22 protein-coding genes are annotated in these 19,432 nt (G+C 41.6%); 20 read left to right on the top strand and 2 right to left on the bottom strand.

What is annotated here, in order from left to right; all coding sequences use genetic code 11:
• Positions 1 to 110: 110 nt before the first annotated feature.
• Together H9631_RS05880 and H9631_RS05875 are read right to left on the bottom strand one after the other, a co-directional pair.
• Positions 111 to 317 (bottom strand): hypothetical protein, encoded by a 207-nt coding sequence (locus tag H9631_RS05880; protein ID WP_191810879.1) that lies wholly within the window; start codon positions 315 to 317, stop codon positions 111 to 113.
• A gap of 226 nt (positions 318 to 543) precedes the next feature.
• A complete protein-coding gene (locus tag H9631_RS05875) occupies positions 544 to 783 on the bottom strand; it encodes an indolepyruvate ferredoxin oxidoreductase subunit alpha (RefSeq protein ID WP_191810877.1) in 240 nt (79 codons plus the stop codon).
• A gap of 991 nt (positions 784 to 1,774) precedes the next feature.
• Here H9631_RS05875 and H9631_RS05870 point away from each other — a divergent pair.
• The 20 genes from H9631_RS05870 to H9631_RS05775 all read left to right on the top strand — a co-directional run bounded on the left by H9631_RS05870 (position 1,775) and on the right by H9631_RS05775 (position 19,405).
• Entirely contained in the window at positions 1,775 to 2,092 is a 318-nt protein-coding gene (locus tag H9631_RS05870; RefSeq protein ID WP_191810875.1) for an ArsR/SmtB family transcription factor, read from the top strand.
• Positions 2,093 to 2,116: 24 nt separating this feature from the next.
• The gene (locus H9631_RS05865) at positions 2,117 to 4,210 is read left to right on the top strand and encodes a heavy metal translocating P-type ATPase (RefSeq protein WP_191810873.1); all 2,094 of its coding nucleotides are present in this window, start codon (positions 2,117 to 2,119) and stop codon (positions 4,208 to 4,210) included.
• Between the two features lie 14 nt (positions 4,211 to 4,224).
• Positions 4,225 to 4,932, top strand: coding sequence for a response regulator transcription factor (locus tag H9631_RS05860; protein ID WP_191810871.1), 708 nt, complete (start codon positions 4,225 to 4,227; stop codon positions 4,930 to 4,932).
• 2 nt (positions 4,933 to 4,934) lie between these two features.
• Positions 4,935 to 6,698 carry a two-component system histidine kinase PnpS gene (gene pnpS, locus H9631_RS05855; protein ID WP_191810869.1) on the top strand — a complete coding sequence of 588 codons (1,764 nt, stop codon included), beginning with the start codon at positions 4,935 to 4,937 and terminating at the stop codon, positions 6,696 to 6,698.
• Positions 6,699 to 7,054: 356 nt separating this feature from the next.
• Complete coding sequence (locus H9631_RS05850; RefSeq protein ID WP_191810867.1) at positions 7,055 to 8,047, top strand: PstS family phosphate ABC transporter substrate-binding protein; 993 nt, start codon at positions 7,055 to 7,057, stop codon at positions 8,045 to 8,047.
• 64 nt (positions 8,048 to 8,111) lie between these two features.
• Positions 8,112 to 9,059: a phosphate ABC transporter permease subunit PstC gene (gene pstC / locus H9631_RS05845; protein WP_191810865.1), complete on the top strand. Its 948-nt coding sequence runs from the start codon at positions 8,112 to 8,114 to the stop codon at positions 9,057 to 9,059.
• Positions 9,059 to 9,937, top strand: coding sequence for a phosphate ABC transporter permease PstA (pstA, locus tag H9631_RS05840; RefSeq protein WP_191810863.1), 879 nt, complete (start codon positions 9,059 to 9,061; stop codon positions 9,935 to 9,937). Before pstC ends, pstA begins: the two co-directional genes overlap by 1 nt.
• A 59-nt stretch (positions 9,938 to 9,996) precedes the next feature.
• On the top strand, positions 9,997 to 10,764 hold the full coding sequence (pstB, locus tag H9631_RS05835; RefSeq protein WP_404801719.1) for a phosphate ABC transporter ATP-binding protein PstB: 768 nt from the start codon (positions 9,997 to 9,999) through the stop codon (positions 10,762 to 10,764).
• Between the two features lie 23 nt (positions 10,765 to 10,787).
• Complete coding sequence (phoU, locus tag H9631_RS05830; RefSeq protein ID WP_191810859.1) at positions 10,788 to 11,447, top strand: phosphate signaling complex protein PhoU; 660 nt, start codon at positions 10,788 to 10,790, stop codon at positions 11,445 to 11,447.
• Positions 11,448 to 11,738: 291 nt separating this feature from the next.
• A complete protein-coding gene (locus H9631_RS05825; protein ID WP_191811059.1) occupies positions 11,739 to 12,383 on the top strand; it encodes a YfbR-like 5'-deoxynucleotidase in 645 nt (214 codons plus the stop codon).
• A 78-nt stretch (positions 12,384 to 12,461) separates the two neighbouring features.
• Positions 12,462 to 12,701: a DUF2198 family protein gene (locus tag H9631_RS05820; RefSeq protein WP_191810857.1), complete on the top strand. Its 240-nt coding sequence runs from the start codon at positions 12,462 to 12,464 to the stop codon at positions 12,699 to 12,701.
• A gap of 526 nt (positions 12,702 to 13,227) precedes the next feature.
• Complete coding sequence (locus H9631_RS05815; protein ID WP_191810855.1) at positions 13,228 to 14,187, top strand: DMT family transporter; 960 nt, start codon at positions 13,228 to 13,230, stop codon at positions 14,185 to 14,187.
• Positions 14,188 to 14,214: 27 nt separating this feature from the next.
• On the top strand, positions 14,215 to 14,880 hold the full coding sequence (locus H9631_RS05810; protein WP_191810853.1) for an HAD family hydrolase: 666 nt from the start codon (positions 14,215 to 14,217) through the stop codon (positions 14,878 to 14,880).
• Positions 14,881 to 14,944: 64 nt separating this feature from the next.
• The gene (locus tag H9631_RS05805; protein WP_191810851.1) at positions 14,945 to 15,319 is read left to right on the top strand and encodes a hypothetical protein; all 375 of its coding nucleotides are present in this window, start codon (positions 14,945 to 14,947) and stop codon (positions 15,317 to 15,319) included.
• Entirely contained in the window at positions 15,306 to 15,824 is a 519-nt protein-coding gene (locus tag H9631_RS05800; RefSeq protein WP_191810849.1) for an RNA polymerase sigma factor, read from the top strand. Before H9631_RS05805 ends, H9631_RS05800 begins: the two co-directional genes overlap by 14 nt.
• On the top strand, positions 15,814 to 16,038 hold the full coding sequence (locus H9631_RS05795; protein ID WP_191810848.1) for a hypothetical protein: 225 nt from the start codon (positions 15,814 to 15,816) through the stop codon (positions 16,036 to 16,038). The genes H9631_RS05800 and H9631_RS05795 overlap by 11 nt, the downstream gene beginning before the upstream one ends.
• Before the next feature lie 22 nt (positions 16,039 to 16,060).
• Positions 16,061 to 16,303, top strand: coding sequence for a DUF2164 domain-containing protein (locus H9631_RS05790; RefSeq protein WP_191811057.1), 243 nt, complete (start codon positions 16,061 to 16,063; stop codon positions 16,301 to 16,303).
• A 161-nt stretch (positions 16,304 to 16,464) separates the two neighbouring features.
• Positions 16,465 to 16,800: a PadR family transcriptional regulator gene (locus H9631_RS05785; protein ID WP_120116075.1), complete on the top strand. Its 336-nt coding sequence runs from the start codon at positions 16,465 to 16,467 to the stop codon at positions 16,798 to 16,800.
• 1 nt (position 16,801) lies between these two features.
• Positions 16,802 to 17,587 (top strand): permease prefix domain 1-containing protein, encoded by a 786-nt coding sequence (locus tag H9631_RS05780; protein WP_225220889.1) that lies wholly within the window; start codon positions 16,802 to 16,804, stop codon positions 17,585 to 17,587.
• Positions 17,588 to 18,040: 453 nt separating this feature from the next.
• The gene (locus H9631_RS05775) at positions 18,041 to 19,405 is read left to right on the top strand and encodes an amino acid permease (RefSeq protein ID WP_191810845.1); all 1,365 of its coding nucleotides are present in this window, start codon (positions 18,041 to 18,043) and stop codon (positions 19,403 to 19,405) included.
• Positions 19,406 to 19,432: the final 27 nt, after the last annotated feature.

Genomic DNA, 19,432 nt, shown 5'->3' with positions numbered 1-19,432 from the left:
AAGGGCCCCTGATTGGGCCTTACCATAAAATATGCATTTTATCTACTTTTGGAAGGGTATTTACCCATTTTTCTAATTTTACTGTAAATATTCAAACTGAAACCCGTGGACTACTCGGGTCTGCCAGTGCTTTCTTCACCATCTACTGTGTGCGTGTGGCGCGGCCTCCCCAAAAAGAATTCCCATGGATTTCTTTCATGGCTCTCTCTTTCTTTGACCTCTCTTTCTCTATGGCGATCCCGAATGAAATCAACATTTTGTGCATGGATGACTAAGTTTTCAACATTAATGACCTTTTCTTTCTTCTCTTTAGACATCGCTATCCTCCTCTCTGCCACCTAGGTGATTCTTTTTTATTCTATTCAGTTGGGTTTTTTGTGTATAGGCGGACGAAAAAAATATTCGAGAAAACTGCGAATAATGGAATGGCTCACTGCAATAAATTGCTGAAAGCACCTATCTTCATAAGAGAAAGCCGATCTATTAAAGCAAAAAAACAGGACGAAAAGTGTCTGCACTTTTCGTCCTGTTTTTATTGGAAAATTATTTTGAAGCGTAAAATTCTCTGGCTTTTTCTATATATATATTATCCTCTGGGAGCAACTCCTCTTCATGGTAGATTGCTTCTACCGGACAAACGGCTTGGCATGCGCCACAGTCAATGCAAATGTCCGGATCGATGAAGAACATTTCTTCCCCCTCTTCAATACAGTCGACAGGACATACATCGACACATTCGCCGAATTTTTCGCTGATACAAGGAGATGTAATTACGTAAGCCATTCAATAACCACCCTTTACTAATATATGAAAAAAAAATAGGCTTGTGCGTCAAAGACAGTTGAATAAAACCAAACTAATGATAATATAGCAAAACTGCACATCACTTTCAATGAATGGGAATCAATTGCCTTGAACCTCTCATGATAAAGTCACGAGATTCAGTATTTGGTTCGAATTAAGTTTTTCAATGTCAAACGACGTACAAGTCAAGCGAAGCGACAGGGCGCCGTGATTTAAAGCTAGGACGTACTAGTGCGGGATGTGGCGGCTTGAGGCGGCCAGACGCGATCGGCGCAAGGATCAAGTCACGCGGAAGTTAATTCAGGAGGAAGCTTTTCACAATGTTATTGAAATGAGTAGCTCTGTTGTGGTGGCTAGGGAACTATCTCTTGCAATTCGTCTTATGCTCTTGTCGCCTAAGGATTCGCGCCTTCCGCTTTCTTAATCAACAGCAGTTTCACTTTAAGGCCCAAGCTATTCTGTAGTTCCAGTAATAGGCCATCAACCGAGATGTGCCTCCTGATGTTGATGAGAAAACATCCACGCTCGAATTTGAAGAAACTTTGGTGTTTACGTTTCGAACAACTTTAGATAGAGGGAAATCGAGTATCTGCCTTGCTAATTTCACAAGCTTTATTGAGAGGTGAACATAAGCCGTCTTCAAAAGACATGTGCCATAATAGCATATTTTGAAAGTGATGAAGTAAAAAATCTTTATTGCTTTTATTACAAAAATTCCATGTCTGGCGTCGACGTACAGGAAGTGCAAGCGAAGCGACAGGACGTCGCGTTTTAAGCCTGCATTCTTCGCTGTATTGTCAGATTGCTCTAGTTTGTACGCCGCTAAACGGGCGTCTTACGCTTTTCTTATTGACTGCATACAAAAGAAGAATTTTTTGGCAGTTTTACTTGACAAAGAATGCTATGTTTAATACATTTAAATTAATACATGAACATATGCTCATATAAAGAGAACGGAAGTGAAAATTATATGAATGATTATAAGCTGAACGGCTACCCTGATGAACTGGATGAGGAGACGTTACTAACTGTTTCACAAATTTTTAAAGCATTAGGGGATCCGACAAGGATACGGATCTTGCATCTTTTGTCTGAGAGGGAATTTTCAGTTAATGAAATTGCAGAGAGCCTAAAATTGCAACAATCTACGGTTTCCCATCAGCTTCGCACTTTAAAAAATTTGCGGCTTGTGAAATCAAGAAGGGAAGGTACAAGTATTTACTATTCCCATGATGATGAACATGTTATGAACATACTGGAGCAGACCATCGATCACGCAAGGCATTGAACATCTCAGATGGAGGGGTAGAAAATGACTGAATATCGGCTGCAGGGGCTCTCATGCGCGAACTGCGCGAGGGAGCTAGAAGAAGAAATACAGAAGTTGGATAATGGTGAAGATGCCAAAATCTTGTTCAATTCAAGCAAATTGGTTGTGTCAGATGCGGTTGAGTTAAATAAGGTTGAAAAGATCTTGGCGAACGATGGGGCCATCATCGTAAAAGAAGATGAACATGGTCATGATCATAGCGATGCTCATGGGAGTGGGCGCAAACTGCTTTTTCTGATTGGAGCTTCGGCGATTTTATATGCTGCAGCAATCATCACAGAAAAATCATTACCAGGCTGGTCGGCTGTCGCTCTTTATGTTCTCGCAGCGGCATTGAGTGGCTACTCCACGTTTCTTAAAGGATTGAGAAATCTTTTTAAATTCAAGTTCAATATCGATACACTTATGACAATTGCACTGATAGGAGCCTTTGGAATCGGTGAGTGGAAAGAAGGTACTCTTGTTGCAATCCTGTTTGGGATCAATGAGTTCTTGGAAGGACTTGGGATGGAAAAGGCTCGTAAGTCAATGGAAACGCTCTTGGATGCGGCGCCAAAGGAAGCAATTCTCATTAGCAATGGGCAGGAAAGAATAATCCCGGTAGCAGAATTGAAAACAGATGACATTGTTCTAGTCAAGTCAGGCCAAAAAATTCCATCAGATGGAGTTGTCATTGATGGAAGAAGCTCGGTCAATGAAGCTGCCATTACGGGGGAGTCCATGCCTGTGGATAAGGAAGAAGGAGAAACTGTTTTTGGCGGCAGTATTAACAACGAGGGTGTTCTGAAGGTCAGAATTACCAAGTCTTACGACGATTCTTCACTCGCAAAGATTTTGCATCTCGTAGAAGAAGCGCAGGAAACGAAAACTCCCACAGAGCAGTTCATTAATAAGTTCGCTAAATACTACACTCCTTTGATTATGGTAATCGCAGCTGTCGTCATGGTGATTCCCCCACTTTTTGGAGGAGATTGGGGAGGCTGGTTTTACCAAGGGCTTGCCGTGTTGATTGTCGGATGTCCTTGTGCTTTGATCATCTCGTCTCCGGTAGCCATCATTTCGGGGATTACGCGCAATGCTCGCAACGGAATTTTGGTTAAGGGTGGAGTCTTTTTAGAGCAGCTTGGTCACATTGAAACCATTGCTTTCGATAAAACTGGAACTTTGACAAAAGGCGAGCCACATGTGGAAAAAGTGGTTGTTTATCACGAAGAGGAATTTTTTAAAGTAGCGGGATCCATTGAAAGATCTTCTTCCCATCCTTTGGCTAAAGCAGTCATGAAGGAAGTGGAAAAACATGACCTTTTCTTGGAGGAACCGGCTGATATCACGACGATTGCCGGACAGGGAGTGGAAGCCTTCGTATCAGGTAAACTGTATCGGCTGGGCAATGAAGCTAGCATTCCTTCTGGTGCTGTTGATGAGAAGATCAGAGCGGATATTGATCAATTGAAAAATGCAGGATATACGCTTGTGGCTGTTTCAGATGATTCATGTGTTCTCGGATTGTTTGGGATCGCGGACGAAATACGTCCGGAGAGCAAAGACGTAATCCAGCAATTGTATAAAGCTGGCATCAAGAGGGCAATCATGCTGACAGGAGACCATGAAAAAACGGCGAAAAAAGTGGCTGATGCTATTGGATTGACTGATTTTTACGCCAATTTGCTTCCGGATCAGAAAGTGGAAAAAATCAATGATCTGATTCGGGAAAGAAAAACAGCTATGGTAGGGGATGGCATTAACGATGCTCCTGCTTTGGCCGTTGCCGATCTGGGGATTGCAATGGGAAAAGGGACCGACAGCGCCATTGAACCGGCTGACATTGTGTTAATGCAGGATCATCTTGGGAAACTGCCGAGTGCCATTAAAATTGCCAAACGGGTGAATTCTGTTATTAAGCTGAATATAACTCTTGCCCTTGGTTTAAAGCTCATTGCCTTATTGCTGACGATTCCGGGTCTCCTCACATTGTGGATCGCTATCCTTTCGGATATGGGTGCCACTATCCTTGTTACGCTGATCAGTCTGACGATTTTGATTGACAAGTCAGGCGGCAGCGTGCACTCTAAATGAGGAGGCTGAGAAAAATGGAACGAATTTTAGTTGTAGAAGATGAGCCATCAATTGCAACATTACTTCAGTATAATCTTGAAAAAGCAGGCTTCTCAGTACTGACGGCTTCGGATGGTACTGAGGGCCTGAAAAAGGCTATGGAAGAGCGTCCGGATCTAATGATTCTGGATTTGATGCTTCCTGGCATGGATGGAATGGATGTATGTAAGACCCTTCGCCAGGAAAAAGTAAATACTCCTATTTTAATGCTTACAGCCCGTGGTGATGAATTTGATAAAGTGCTTGGGCTGGAGCTCGGGGCAGATGATTATTTGACTAAGCCATTCAGTCCGCGCGAAGTGGTTGCACGGGTGAAAGCCATTTTGCGAAGAACAAAATCCTTTGAGGAAAGCAGCACTGTTACGGACAAAGCTCCTGAACCTGTCGTGGAATTAGGTCAGGTTACGATTTATCCTGAAAGATACGAAGCCTTGCTGGATGGAGACAAACTTGAACTGACTCCAAAGGAATTTGAGCTTTTATTGTATCTTGCTTCAAATGAAGGGAAAGTTCTGAGTAGGACACAGCTTTTAGACGCCATTTGGAATTACGATTTTATTGGAGATTCGCGGATTGTTGATGTTCATATTAGCAATTTGCGGGAAAAAATTGAAGAAGATACACGGCATCCCCGCTATATTAAAACAATTCGTGGATTCGGCTATAAAATGGAGAGGCCTTAAGGATGCATAAGCTATGGGTGCGTATTACATTTTCTTTTTTTCTTTTAATGTTTTTTGCCCTGCTGGGGTCCGGCCTCTTTTTGGCCAATACAATGAAAAATACATATATGGATTTAAAAGAAAGTCAGCTTAACCAAACAGCTCATCTCGTTTTGCGGGCACTGGAGCTAAACGGGATTGAGCAGCAAGATTTGCAGTCTAAAGTAAAGGAACTGGCCGCTCCGGTGACGGCGCGAGTGACTGTTATCGATCGCAATGGACAGGTATTGGCAGATTCCGAAGATAATCCCTCTAGTATGGAAAGCCATGCGAGTCGTCCGGAAGTTAGACAGGTACTAAAGGAAGGAAAGGAATCCGGCATATCGACGAGATATAGCGAAACGCTTGGATACAGCATGATGTATACGGCCATTCCTGTAAAAATTGATGGAGAGGTCAAAGGTGTTGTGAGAGTGGCCCTTTCTCTCGAAAACATTGAGAAAGCCATTACGCATCTTAGAAACACTTTAACATTCGTTCTATTTGTTGCCCTTCTGCTGACTGCGCTGATTGGGATCAGAATCGCCAAAGGAATCGCCAAGCCAGTTGAAGAAATGATGTTTGTATCTCAAAAGTTAAGAGATAAGGACTATACTGCGAGAGTACGGATGAGGCCTAAAGGAGAGTTGGGCCAGCTTGCTAATGCCATCAATGTGCTTGCTGCTAGCCTGAAAAGTCAGATGGAAACAATCCAGGAAAACGAGCAGCAGCTTTCAGGAGTTCTGCGCAATATGATGAGCGGTGTACTTTTGGTGGACAAGAACGGAAAAATTTTACTTGCCAATCGTGCGATTGGCTCTATGTTAGATTCGGATCATGAAGATTTTACCGGAAAACAGCAAGTGGAAGTCGTCAAAAATGCGGGATTGAGCAGGCTGATTGACCGATGCCTAAATGAACAAACGGAAATAAGGGATGAGATCCAATTTTATTATCCGAATGAGCGGATACTCGATGTACATCTTGCGCCATATGTTGGAGAAAACGGCGAGTTAAAAGGAATTGTGGCCGTGCTTCACGATATCACCGACATTCGCAGGCTTGAAAAAATGAGAAGTGAATTCATTTCGAATGTTTCCCATGAATTGAAAACGCCAATTACTTCGGTCAAAGGTTTTACGGAAACCTTACTTGATGGAGCAATGGAAGATAAAGAAGCGCTCCACCATTTCCTCAGCATCATTCATAAAGAAAGTGAGCGACTTCATCGGCTGATTAATGATATTCTTCATCTGTCAACAATCGAACAACATATGATTCCGCTTGAGTTGGAAACTGTCAACGTGGCGGAGGTTGTTGATCGAGTCGCAGATATGGTGAGAAAAGATGTTGAGACAAAAGGATTGGAACTTCTCTTGCCGGAGGAAAGGGAGTGCTGGATCAAAGGGGAAAAGGATCGGATTCAGCAAATCATTCTGAACCTTGTCTCTAATGCAGTTTCCTATACTCCAGCAGGTGGAAAGATTGCGGTCTCTCTTAAAGATAAAGGAGAAGAGGTTGCAATCAGCGTTAAAGATACGGGAATCGGTATCGCCCAAAAAGATTTGCCACGCTTGTTTGAGCGTTTCTATAGAGTGGACAAGGGAAGAGCCCGGAATTCGGGCGGAACCGGCCTTGGCCTTGCGATTGTGAAACACTTGGTGGAATCACACCAAGGAAAAATTGACGTAAAAAGTGAAGAAGGCAGAGGGACAGAATTTATAGTGACACTGCCGAAGGAGCAATAATCCTCGCACCCGAGAAGGGAGCGAGGATTTTTTAGGTTGGAGGAAATGCTGTGTTCTGACTTACGATGGATCAGTCTAGGCATGATCAAATTAAAGATTTTGAGGAATTGATTGAAGATGACAGGAAATATGACTGGTTATGATTCGTGATAGAACAAATAGATTTGTTCTATCGGATCTCCAGAGAAATGCTCGAAACTGCACGAATACGATTGTAAAAATGCGCTAAAACCCCCTGTAGAATGGCTTCAACGCCACCTTTACATAATCTTTACATTGCGTTCATCGAAAATTGATATAGGGAGAGTAACATGTTCATTGAAATCGAACAAAGAATATTAGGGGGAAAATGACGAATGAAATTGAAAGCCGCGTTTGCGACAGTCACCTTATCTTCAGCTCTTTTATTTGCAGGGTGTGGAAATGGTGATGGCAGTACAAGCAGCAATGCAGAGGGAAATGAAAATAATATTTCGAACGTAGAAGAAACATCCAATGATAAGTTGACGGGTTCTGTCGGCATTGATGGATCTTCAACTGTTTTCCCAATTATGGAAGCCGTATCCGAGGAATTTGCTGCGGATCAGCCGGATGTCAAGGCGCCGGTGGGTGTTTCTGGAACCGGGGGCGGATTTAAAAAATTTATAGCAGGAGAAACGGACATCAGTAATGCTTCACGCCCGATAAAGGACGAAGAGGCGAAGCTGTTGGAAGAAGCAGGAATTGACTATACAGAATTCGAAATCGCTTATGACGGCATATCTGTCGTAGTAAATAAAGATAACGACTTCGTCGATCAGCTGACTATTGATGAATTGAAAAACATGTGGCTGGAAGATGGGAAAGTGAAGACATGGGCGGATGTCCGTGATGGCTGGCCAAAAGAGCCGATTACATTCTTCAGCCCAGGTACAGACTCCGGTACCTATGATTACTGGAATGAAGTGATTCTTGAAGAAGAGCAAATGAGAAAAGATGCTACATTATCTGAAGATGATAATGTACTTGTGCAAGGTGTAATGGGAGACAAAGGCGGAATCGGATTTTTCGGGTTCTCATACTACGCTGAGAATAAGGACAATCTAAAGGTTGTACCAATCGTTAATAGTAAAGGAGAGGCAATCACTCCAGACCATGACACGATCATGAACGGTGTATATGAGCCGCTTTCCCGTCCATTGTACTTCTATGCTAGCAATAAAGCATTGAAAGAGAAACCACAAGTTTACGAGTATGCTAAATTCGCTCTTGAAAATGCCGGTACTCTAGCTGAAGAAGTTGGTTATATCAGCCTTAAAGATGATGAATATAAAGCAGCACTTGAAAAACTGGAAGAAGCTTCAAAGTAATATGATCAGGTGAGAGGGGGAGCCCCCTCTCCCTTTACTATGAAAATAGTGAGGAGTTTTCCTTATGGAGTTAAAAGCGGAAAGAAAATCAGTTGCCGCACTCATTGAAGAAAATAAAAGAAAGTCTAAGTTTAAGCAGGGGATGATTGAAAGATGTGTCCCCATTTTTCTTTTTACAATGGCAGTTATTTCTATTTTAACAACGATTGGGATCGTTATTACATTACTAGTGGAAACAATTACGTTTTTTGAACGTGTTAACATAATAGAATTTATTACCAACAAAGAGTGGTTTCCATTTTTCGAAGCTGATCCACAATATGGTATAGCTCCTTTGGTTTCGGGGACATTGCTGGTAGCTGTGATAGCTATGATTGTTGCGATTCCGATTGGTCTTGCAACAGCCATCTATCTAAGTGAATATGCGAGTGATCGTGTTAGGAAAATTGTGAAACCCATTTTGGAAGTCCTCGCAGGGATTCCGACGATCGTTTACGGCTTTTTCGCCCTAACTTTTGTTACGCCTCTTTTGCAAAAAATTGTGCCGAACCTACAGTTTTTTAATGCATTAAGTCCAGGAATTGTTATTGGAATTATGATAATTCCAATGATTGCCTCCCTTTCTGAAGATGCGATGAGTTCAGTCCCGCAGTCAATGAGGGAAGGCGCATTGGCAATGGGGTCAACCAAATTGGAAGTGTCTTTAAAAGTAGTTTTGCCTGCTGCGTTGTCCGGTATTGTCGCTTCATGTGTTCTGGGGATCTCCCGTGCAATTGGTGAAACGATGATTGTCACAATCGCAGGTGGTTCAAAACCAAATCTGACCTTTGATCCGACGGAAACCATCCAGACGATGACCGCTTATATTGTGCAAGTGAGCCTTGGGGATGCTTCATATGGCTCCACAATCTACTACAGCATTTATGCGGTTGGAATGGCGCTGTTCATTTTTACACTCTTCATGAACATCATTGCCCAATGGATCTCCAAGCGCTTTAGGGAGGAGTATTAATGGAATTGATAAATGATGAGAAAGTAGTGAAAAGGACTGGTTTTCGTCTTTTAAAAAACAGATTGTCGAAATGGCTGTTCATGCTTGCTACATCAGTTGGGTTACTTGTATTAGGGATTTTGATTTACCGGATATTTTCCCAAGGGTACAGCTATTTGGATGTTGATTTCCTTACAAGCTTTGCTTCACGCAGGCCAGAAGATGCTGGTATCAAAGCTGCCATATTCGGTACGATTTGGCTGGTGGCCATCACTGGTCCAGTGTCCATTGTACTGGGCGTTGGTTGTGCAATCTACCTTGAATTGTATGCGAAGAAAAACAGGTTTACTCGCTTTATTCAAATGAATATCTCGAATTTGGCAGGCGTTCCGTCCATCGTTTTCGGGTTATTGGGATTAACTGTTTTTGTACGGATGATGGAAATGGGGAGGAGCGTTCTCGCCGGTGGATTGACCATGAGCCTTTTGATTCTCCCTATTATTGTTGTAGCTTCGCAGGAAGCGATTCGCGCAGTCCCGAAAGAGCTGCAGGAAGCATCATACGGAATGGGGGCTACAAAATGGCAAACTATCCGCCGTGTTATTTTGCCGGCGGCGATTCCAGGCATCTTAACAGGTGGAATACTGGCATTATCACGTGCAGTCGGCGAGACAGCTCCGCTTATTATGATTGGAGCACTGACGTTTGTTGCCTTTGTACCAGAAAGTATTTGGTCTGGATTCACCGTCATGCCTATTCAAATTTTCAACTGGACCAGCAGACCGCAGGTTGCATTTCATGACGTAGCGGCAGCAGGAATAATTGTTCTGCTTCTCATGCTGCTTTTGATGAATTCCATTGCCATTATCATTAGAAATAAATTTTCCAAGCGTTATTAATTGGAGGGGTCAATTTGATTACAACATTGGTTAGGGAGGAACAAACAGTCAAACCGGATATTCAGGTACAGAAAGAGGAAGTCTTTCAAGCGAAAAGCTTTAATCTCTGGTATGGGGAAAAGCATGCTCTGAAAGAGATAGATTTTAAAATAGCGGAAAATGAGATCACAGCGATTATTGGACCATCTGGATGTGGAAAATCAACGTTCATCAAGTCTCTGAATCGGATGGTAGAGCTTGTTCCTTCAGTGAAAATGACTGGAGAATTGCTATATAGAGGGAAGAATATTTTGGATCATAAATTTGGTGTTGAAGAACTAAGGACCAGAGTAGGAATGGTCTTTCAAAAACCCAATCCGTTCCCAAAATCAATTTATGAAAACGTCGTTTACGGCCCGCGAATTCATGGAATTCGGGACAAAAAGATATTGAATGAGATTGTGGAAAGAAGCTTGCAGGGAGCTGCGCTTTGGGATGAAGTGAAAGACAGGCTGAATGAAAATGCCTTCGGACTTTCGGGAGGTCAGCAGCAACGGCTTTGTATCGCAAGATGTCTTGCGATTGAGCCGGATGTCATTTTGATGGATGAACCGACTTCTGCCCTTGACCCTATTTCTACTTTAAAAGTGGAAGAGTTGGTTCAGGAGTTGAAGGAAAACTTCAGCATTATTATTGTGACGCACAATATGCAGCAGGCGGCGCGCATTTCAGATAAGACTGCTTTTTTCTTAAATGGAGAATTGATTGAATTTAACAAGACGTCAGCTATGTTCTCCAATCCGCATGATAAACGGACAGAGGACTATATAACAGGACGATTTGGATAAAATGATAAAAAGGAGGCTGGCAGATGGCAGTCAGAAACCAATTTGATGAGCAACTGCAAAGCTTGCATCATCGGCTGCTCACGATGGGGATGCTGGTGGAAGAAGCGCTTTATCAAGCAGTAAAAGCATTGGTTGATAAAGATGTAAAGCTTGCTCAAGAGGTAATTGACGGCGACAGGGAAATCAATGATGCGGAAATGGAAATCGAAAGAAAATGTTTTACATTGATTGCCTTGCAACAACCGGTGGGAAGTGATCTTCGAAGGATTGCGACTACACTTAAGGTTTCGACAGACCTTGAACGTATAGCCGATCATGCAGTGAGTATCGCCAAAACGACGGTGAGGCTGCAAGGCGAGATTTATGCAAAACCGCTTATTGATATTCCTAAAATGGGTAAACTGGTTCAGGATATGGTTCGAGATGCATTAGACGCGTACATCCATATGGATATGGATAAAGCGAAGGTCATAGCGAACCGCGATGATGAAGTGGATGCTTTGTATAAAGAAATTTTTACTGACCTGATTGGGTTAATGATGAAGGATCAATCATTGATCAATCAGTCGACCCACCTTCTGCTTACAGCACAATATTTGGAACGAATTGGCGATTATGTCACCAATATTTGTGAGTGGATTGTGTACATGGACTCAGGTAAGAAAGTGGAGTTGAATCAATAAACAGTCAGGGACTTTTTCCGGTGGAAAAGTCCTTTTGATTTTAACTTCATTCAGCAGAAGTCTCCCACTTCTGTAAGTGGTGAGATGAATGCATATTAGCATTCCATTCAGTGGGGGTTCAAACCCTGGCTGAATAAAGTTAAAGCCTCCGGCGGATGCCACAGATTTTCAGAGGAAATTTATCAAGCGGAGCTCGATAAAATCTGGGCGCAAAATACGCCAAGGCGTATTTGATAATGGGAAGGCTTCGTGGTACAATCTTTCGAAATAAGAAAGCAGCAGGTGATTCAAGTGGGGATCCATCATTATTTTAAAAGTTTGTCTGATTTAGAAAAAATAAACCGCTGCCCGGGAAAATTTAAATTTCAAGAACACTCTGTGGCCAGTCATTCGTTCAAAGTGACGAAAATTGCGCAGTTTCTGGGAACTGTCGAAGAAATGGACGGGCAAAAAGTTGATTGGCGATTGTTGTATGAAAAAGCCTTGAACCATGACTATGCCGAGCTTTTTACCGGAGACATCAAGACGCCGGTTAAATATGCTTCTAAAGAATTAAAGCGTCTTTTCAATGAAGTGGAGGAAGAGATGACAAGGAAATTCGTGGAAAAGGAATTTCCATTGGAATTCCAAAAAGTTTATTTGGGGCGGTTTAAAGAAGGGAAGGACGATACACTAGAAGGACGGATTTTGTCGGTGGCTGATAAAATCGATCTACTGTATGAATCTTTCGGAGAGATCCAGAAGGAAAATCCGGAGCCGTTGTTTATGGAAATATATGAGGAAGCTTTAAGCACAATTCTCTTGTTCAAAAATATGACGTGTGTCCAATATTTTCTTGATCAAATATTGCCGGAGATGCTCCGTGAGCGTTTCATTGAACAAAGTGAGTTGACAGCTATAACTGAAAGAATGATTGAAGAAAGCAGAAGCCGGTGAAAAAAGAGACTTGCACTTTTTAGCAATTTCGGAAAAACTATATAGATAAGGCTTTTAATATGTGCATGGGGGATTGTCATGATAGATAAAATCTTATCCGCTATATTTTTACCGGCTTTAATGATGATATTCTTCGTACGGATAACGTACAATCGCTTGGTTTCTTTTCTTTTGGTTGTTGCTTTGATTATTGTTTCGGCATACAACGGATATTTGCATAAATGGTGGTTGATCATTATTGAGGCGGCGTCTCTTACGTTAGGATTATTTATCGTCAACCTAATGAAAGATAAAAGGAGAAAGAAAAACACTTCATGACTTGGCTTGCAGCCGGGACAGGAAGTGTTTTTTTTAGAGTAAAGTATAATTTGTATGGAAAATTTTAAGCAAAGGAAGCTTAATCTTTGTCCAAATACGACGTACAGGAACAAGCGAAGCGAAAGGACGTCGCGTTTTGATCCTGCCGACGTACAGGAAGTACAAGTGCAAGCGAAGCAACAGGATGTTGCGTTTTGAGCCTGCCAGTGCCATTGGCGCAAGGATCAAGTCACGTGGAAGTTTATTCAGGGGGAATATGCTCCTGCGGCACAGCATATTCAAGGAAGCATATGTTTCCCACGTCGCAAAGCTGTAGAAAGCATCTTCACCGAGGTTTTTCTTCGATGTGATTGACGAACTCCCTCATCAAAATTTGCCTCTCACTTTTTCATATAACGGTATTCCAAGAGAATAACATATCCTTCATAAAATTATTTTCATCTATATTAATGACCGATCATTCCATAGTATAATGTAAATGTTTGGATATTTCGCTTTTCGAAGCAAATGACAGGGGGAGAGCCTCATGAGGCCAATATTGTTAGGTGTGGTGGCCGCCTTCTTTTTTGCTTTCACCTTTACTTTTAATCGTGCAATGGATTTGTCAGGCGGAAGTTGGATTTGGAGTGCCTCGCTTCGTTATATATTCATGATGCCTTTTTTAGTGCTAATAGTTATGGTCAGAGGAAATTTTCGAAAGCTGATTCAAGAGATGAAGACGAATCTGGGGGAGTGGCTCCTGTGGAGTACTGTGGGATTCGGCTTGTTTTATGCTCCACTTACATTTGCCGCTGGCTATGGGCCAGGCTGGTTAATTGCTAGTACATTTCAGATAACGATTATTTCCGGCTCTCTTTTGGCACCACTTTTTTATGAAACGATTCTGACTTCTTCAGGCTATATTTCAAGAAGAGGAAAAATCCCCTATAGGGGACTGAGCATGTCGTTGATCATTTTAGCCGGGATTGCTATGATGCAATTAGAGCATATGAACGGGCTTTCCCTGCAAAATGTCTTATTGTGCGTCATCCCGATAATGGTATCTTCTTTTGCCTATCCCCTCGGAAACAGAAAAATGATGGGGGTCTGCGGTGGACGGATGGATACGTACCAGCGGGTTTTGGGCATGACACTTGGAAGCATGCCATTTTGGCTGATACTTGCCGGCTGGGAGCTGGCAACAGGAGCGCTTCCCTCACAGGAACAGACGTTACAGGCTCTCCTCGTTGCTATTTCGTCTGGCGTTATCGCTACTATATTATTTTTTAAAGCGACGGATGCTGTTAAAGATAACATGGGGAAGCTTGCTGCAGTAGAAGCTACGCAATCGCTTGAAGTCCCTTACGCTTTGCTGGGAGAAATAGTTGTATTGAGTGCACCTATGCCGGCACCTGCTTCTTTGATTGGTATGCTGCTTGTTGTAGCGGGCATGGTACTACACAGTTACGTTTCTCGTACAAAAGAGGTGGAAAGCGCCATCCAGTAAAGTCGTTAAAAATGAGGAGATTAAGAGATGGAAGCAGTTGTTTTCGATTTTGATGGTTTAATCGTAGATACCGAGTCTGTCTGGTTTGAAGCATTTCACCAAGTTTTCCGCCGTCTAAATTATAATTTGACGATAGAAGAATTTGCCCTTTGTATTGGTACATCAGATGATGTGCTATTAGAATTTCTGAAAAACAAGGTTTCTTTTACAAAAGAAGCTGTCATCAAAGAAGCAGAGGCAATTTATACGAATCAATTACAAAATTTAGAGCTGAGAGACGGAGTTTTAGATTATCTTAGCTCTGCAAAAAAGCTTGGCTTGAAAATCGGTCTGGCTTCAAGCTCCAACAGGAGCTGGGTAGAGGGTTTTTTGAAACGCTTTGAAATAAAGGATTATTTTGTAGTTATCAAAACAGCGGACGATGTGGTCAATATCAAGCCTGATCCCGAGCTATATGAAGCGGCCATTAAAGATTTGGAGGTGGCTCCTGAGAGAACGCTAGCTTTTGAGGATTCAAAAAATGGTCTAACGGCAGCAATGGTTGCAGGCCTAAATGTTGTTGTTGTCCCGAATAGAGTGACGGCTCACTTGGCGTTTGAGGGGCATCGATTACGTTTGAATTCAATGTCAGATATGGCGCTGGAGGAATTAATTCAGACCATCTCTGTCTCCCGACAAAAAACATTTGATTAAAAATGAACCTTTTTGTCTCGCTGTTAGTAATAGTTTGTGAGAGACAAGAAGGGAAGTGTTCTGTATGCCAGTGACAGGCTGGGTAATCAGCAGTATTGTGGTAGCGGTGCTAGGCTCAGTTTTTGCAGGGGTCATCGCTTCAATGGAAAAGAAAGTTGTTCGGGACAAATGGGGAAAAATTGATTTTACGAAAACAGATTTTTATTTTTACTGGACTCGCTGGGATTCAATTGTGTTGATTGCTGCTATTTATACGTTTTTAAATATAATCGGTCTGCTCGTTTTCCTTTTAAGAGGGGATAATATTAACAGTCCGATCATCCAATATTTCATTCATCAGACAGTGGTATTCAGTTTAGTGACGTTTCTTTGGATGATCACGAAGCTGATTTATGTGTTTAAAGGCATCAAAGAGCGGTGGCCAAATGAGTTTAAGTAGGGAAATCCGTTTGGAAAACGGATGCTCAGAAACAATTGAAACGCTGTATGAGAAGTATAGGAAACCGCTTTATACATTCGTTTTTAGATATACAGGAGATCAACAACTGAGCATTGATGTCGTACAGGATACGTTTGAAAAATTACTTAAAGGTCATCAATATTCGCCTGAAAAAGGAAAGTTCAAAACATACCTTTTTCAAATTGCGTACAACACGATGGCTACAAGATTGAAAAGAAGGAAAAAATTCTGGTCGTTGCTGCCATTTGTGGCAGCAGATAATACTTCGGCAATTTCAATGGAAGAAAGGCTGTCTGTCCAGAAAGCAGTGCAACAACTGCCTGAACTTCAAAGGGCGGTCGTATTGCTGACTTACTATCATGACCTGACACAAAAAGAAGCGGCAGAAATTTTGGGGATTCCGATCGGGACGGTTAAATCAAGGCTGCATCATGCCATGAAAAAATTGAAGGAAGTTTTGGAGGTGGATGGAGATGAAAAATAAAAGCGATGAAAAACTGTTTCAAAAGCTAGATGAATTTGATGTGGAAGTTCCTGATTTTCCCATGCGAAAATCGAGGGTTGAAAGAGCGGGAAACTGGCTCTTTGATTCGACACGTCTTCCGGAATTTGAATTCACTGAAAGAGGAATGGCCCTTACGTTATTTTTGCCTGTGTTCATTTCGGTCATCTCCGCCATTCCGCTCATATTTTTATAAAGGAAGGGATCAAAAGGTGCTAATGCCCAAGCTCTCATTAGAGAAAAAAAGACAAATGATTCAGGAGATCCAAGAATTTTTTCTGAAAGAACGCGGCGAGGAAATCGGTGAATTTGCTGCGGAAATCTGTTTTGAATTTATTAAAGAAAGGCTTGGACCCATTTTTTACAATGAAGGCATCCGTGACGCCAGAGAAGTGGCGGAACAAAGGATGCAAATGCTGGAAGAAGATCTATATGCGTTGGAAAAGAGACTTGCCGACTAAAGACCTGTTGTATTCATTTGGATGAAATGAATACAACAGGTTTTATTTTTTTTGAAATAGGTATTTGCAATTTATTGTTCTTGGCATATTATTATGACAGACAAAGTAATATTATGAATATAACACTTTGGGCCGATGTGGTTCTAAGAGGTGGTGAGCAGGTGAAAGGGAAATTATCGTCTGATTTGTTGCGGGGGCATACGGATACGATTGTGCTGAGTATTTTACAAAAAGGCGACAGTTATGGTTATGAGATATATAAAACGATTTTGGAAAAGACGGATGACCAATATGAATTGAAAGAAGCCACGCTTTATTCCAGTTATCGAAGATTGGAAAAGGAAGGGTTGATTGTTGCATATTGGGGTGATGAGACACAAGGGGGAAGGCGCAAATATTATCGGATTACGGATAAAGGAAAAACGCAATATTATCAAAACAAACTGGATTGGGAGTTTACCCAGCAAATATTAAATAGATTGCTTGAGGAGGGATAAAATGAGCAAACAGGTGAAGCGATATGTGGACGATTTATTCAAGGGATACGTGGACACACCTGCATTGGAGGATTTCAAAGAAGAGATTATTTCTAATTTAATTGAACGGATCAAAGGGCTTGAAAATGAAGGAATGGATGAAGAAGCAGCGTTTACCAAGGCCATTGGTGAGCTGGGCGATATTACTGCGGTGGCGGATGATATCAGCCGCCAAAAACGGAATGAAGTAATTGGACAGATGTATTTTCAGCATAAAGTAGAGGTAGGTTTGAAACATGCGGTCGGATACGTTATCGCAGGAATTTTATTTTTGTTTGGACTGACAGTCGGATTCATCGCGTATTTTTCAACGGATGTGATCTCGCAGGGAATTTCTTCCTCTCTTCCATTTGTTGTAGTTTCGGGAGCTGCTTTTGTCTTTCTCGGTTTAACTCAAGAGACGGCCAGTGACTATCCGATGCTTTGGGTCCGCGCCCTCATTTATGCTATTGTTGCAGGTGGAATCCTATTTGGGTTGATAACAGCAGCATCTTTATATTTTATGGATAATATGGGCCTTCATGCTGTACTTGGAACATTGCTCCCATTTGTCATTCCGGGAGCTGGGATATTGGCTTTCCTAATGCTTACCGAAAAGAGCCGCCACAAGCCATGGGTTATTGAAGAACAAAAAGTTTTGATGGAGCGCTATGCGAAGAAGGATCCCAAAGCGAGTGGCCCAAGGTGGACTTTTATCAGGAGCTTTATGCATTCTTGCCATTGCCATGGTCATCCTTGTAGGATTTAAACTTGGAATCATATACGCCATTGTTGTATTTTTAGTTGCCATTGCATTGCAATTGTTCATCGAATTTTGGGTGCAGGCAAAAAGTTATGAATGAAGGGGTCAGACCCCTTGTTTAGGAATTCTCGACAGCCTTTATAATTTATAGTAATATAGTACCAGTAAATACCAATCGGAAAAAAAGCAGCAGAAAATTGACTAAATGAAAAGAAAAAAACTTGAAGTGAAATTACACCTTACACCTAATTTCGCTGTTTTTATGGTAAAGTAACAAAAAGGGAGGCTAAGAACTAAAGTAAAATTTAAAGGCTTTTTTTAGGTTTGATTAAAGGAAAACAAATGATAAAAATTTTGTTGATATAATGTAATCGCTTCCTAAAAAGAGGGGTAGAATGAAATGGTTATTTTTAGGTGAAACAATTTCACAAATCCTAAATAGTTAGAGAGGTCATTTACATGCAGCAAGAAAATCTATCAAGAGGTTTAAAGAACAGGCACGTACAATTAATTGCCATAGGTGGGGCAATTGGAACGGGTTTGTTTCTTGGAGCGGGGAAATCGATTCATCTGGCAGGGCCGTCTATTTTATTTGCTTATCTCATTACAGGCACTATTTGCTTTTTAATTATGCGTTCACTTGGAGAGATTCTTTTAAGCAATTTAAACTATCATTCTTTTGTTGACTTCGTACAAGACTATTTTGGTGATTTGGCAGCCTTTATCACTGGATGGACATACTGGTTCAGCTGGGTTACTATTGCAATGGCTGATTTGACAGCTGTTGGGATTTATATACAATATTGGTTCCCGAGTGTGCCCCAGTGGATACCTGGTCTCATAGCACTGGTTTTGTTGTTATTGATGAATCTAGCCACTGTAAAACTTTTCGGGGAATTGGAATTTTGGTTTGCATTAATTAAAGTCATTGCCATTTTATTATTAATCGTGGTTGGTATTTTTATGATTTTGAAGGGCTTTTCCACAGACGCAGGTCCATCAAGTTTCACCAATCTATGGAGTCATGGCGGCATGTTTCCGAATGGCATGACCGGTTTTTTCCTTTCATTCCAAATGGTTATGTTTGCGTTTGCAGGTATCGAACTTGTAGGACTCACTGCTGGTGAAACAGAAGACCCAGAAAAGGTTATCCCGAGAGCGATCAATAATATTCCTATACGGATCATCATTTTCTACATCGGTGCATTGCTGGTGATTATGAGCATATATCCGTGGACGTCCGTTAAACCGACAGAAAGTCCATTTGTCCAAGTATTCGCAGCAGTTGGTATTGTAGCAGCTGCAGGTATTGTCAATTTTGTTGTTCTGACATCAGCTGCATCGGCTTGTAACAGTGCCATTTTTAGTACAAGCCGAATGGTCTATTCACTAGCAAAAAATCAACAGGCGCCTCAAAAGTTTAAAAGACTAACAACCCATAAAGTACCTTCTAATGCTTTGTTCTTTTCAACTGGTGCTGTACTGGTAGTTGTCGCTTTGAACTATGTCATGCCGGAAGGTGTATTTACTCTAATCACGAGTGTTTCTACTTTTTGTTTTATTTTTATTTGGGGAATAACCGTCCTTGCTCATCTAAAATATCGTAAAACAAGGCCTGATTTAGCTAAAGCGAGTAAGTTTAAGATGCCACTGTTCCCATTTGCCAATTACTTAATCCTTGCTTTCTTCGGATTTATTTTGGTAGTGCTTGCACTCGGGGAAGACACACGTGTTGCTTTGTTTGTTACCCCGGTTTGGTTTATTCTTTTGTTTATTATATATAAAATCCGGGTTATAAGAATAAAGGGTACAGAACAAGCGTGACGGAAAAAAGTAATACAAATTCAATAG

The organism is Bacillus norwichensis, from assembly GCF_014836955.1.
In the GTDB taxonomy this organism is placed as follows: Bacteria; Bacillota; Bacilli; order Bacillales; family Bacillaceae_C; genus Siminovitchia; species Siminovitchia norwichensis.
This window is presented reverse-complemented; position numbering and strand designations above follow the sequence as displayed.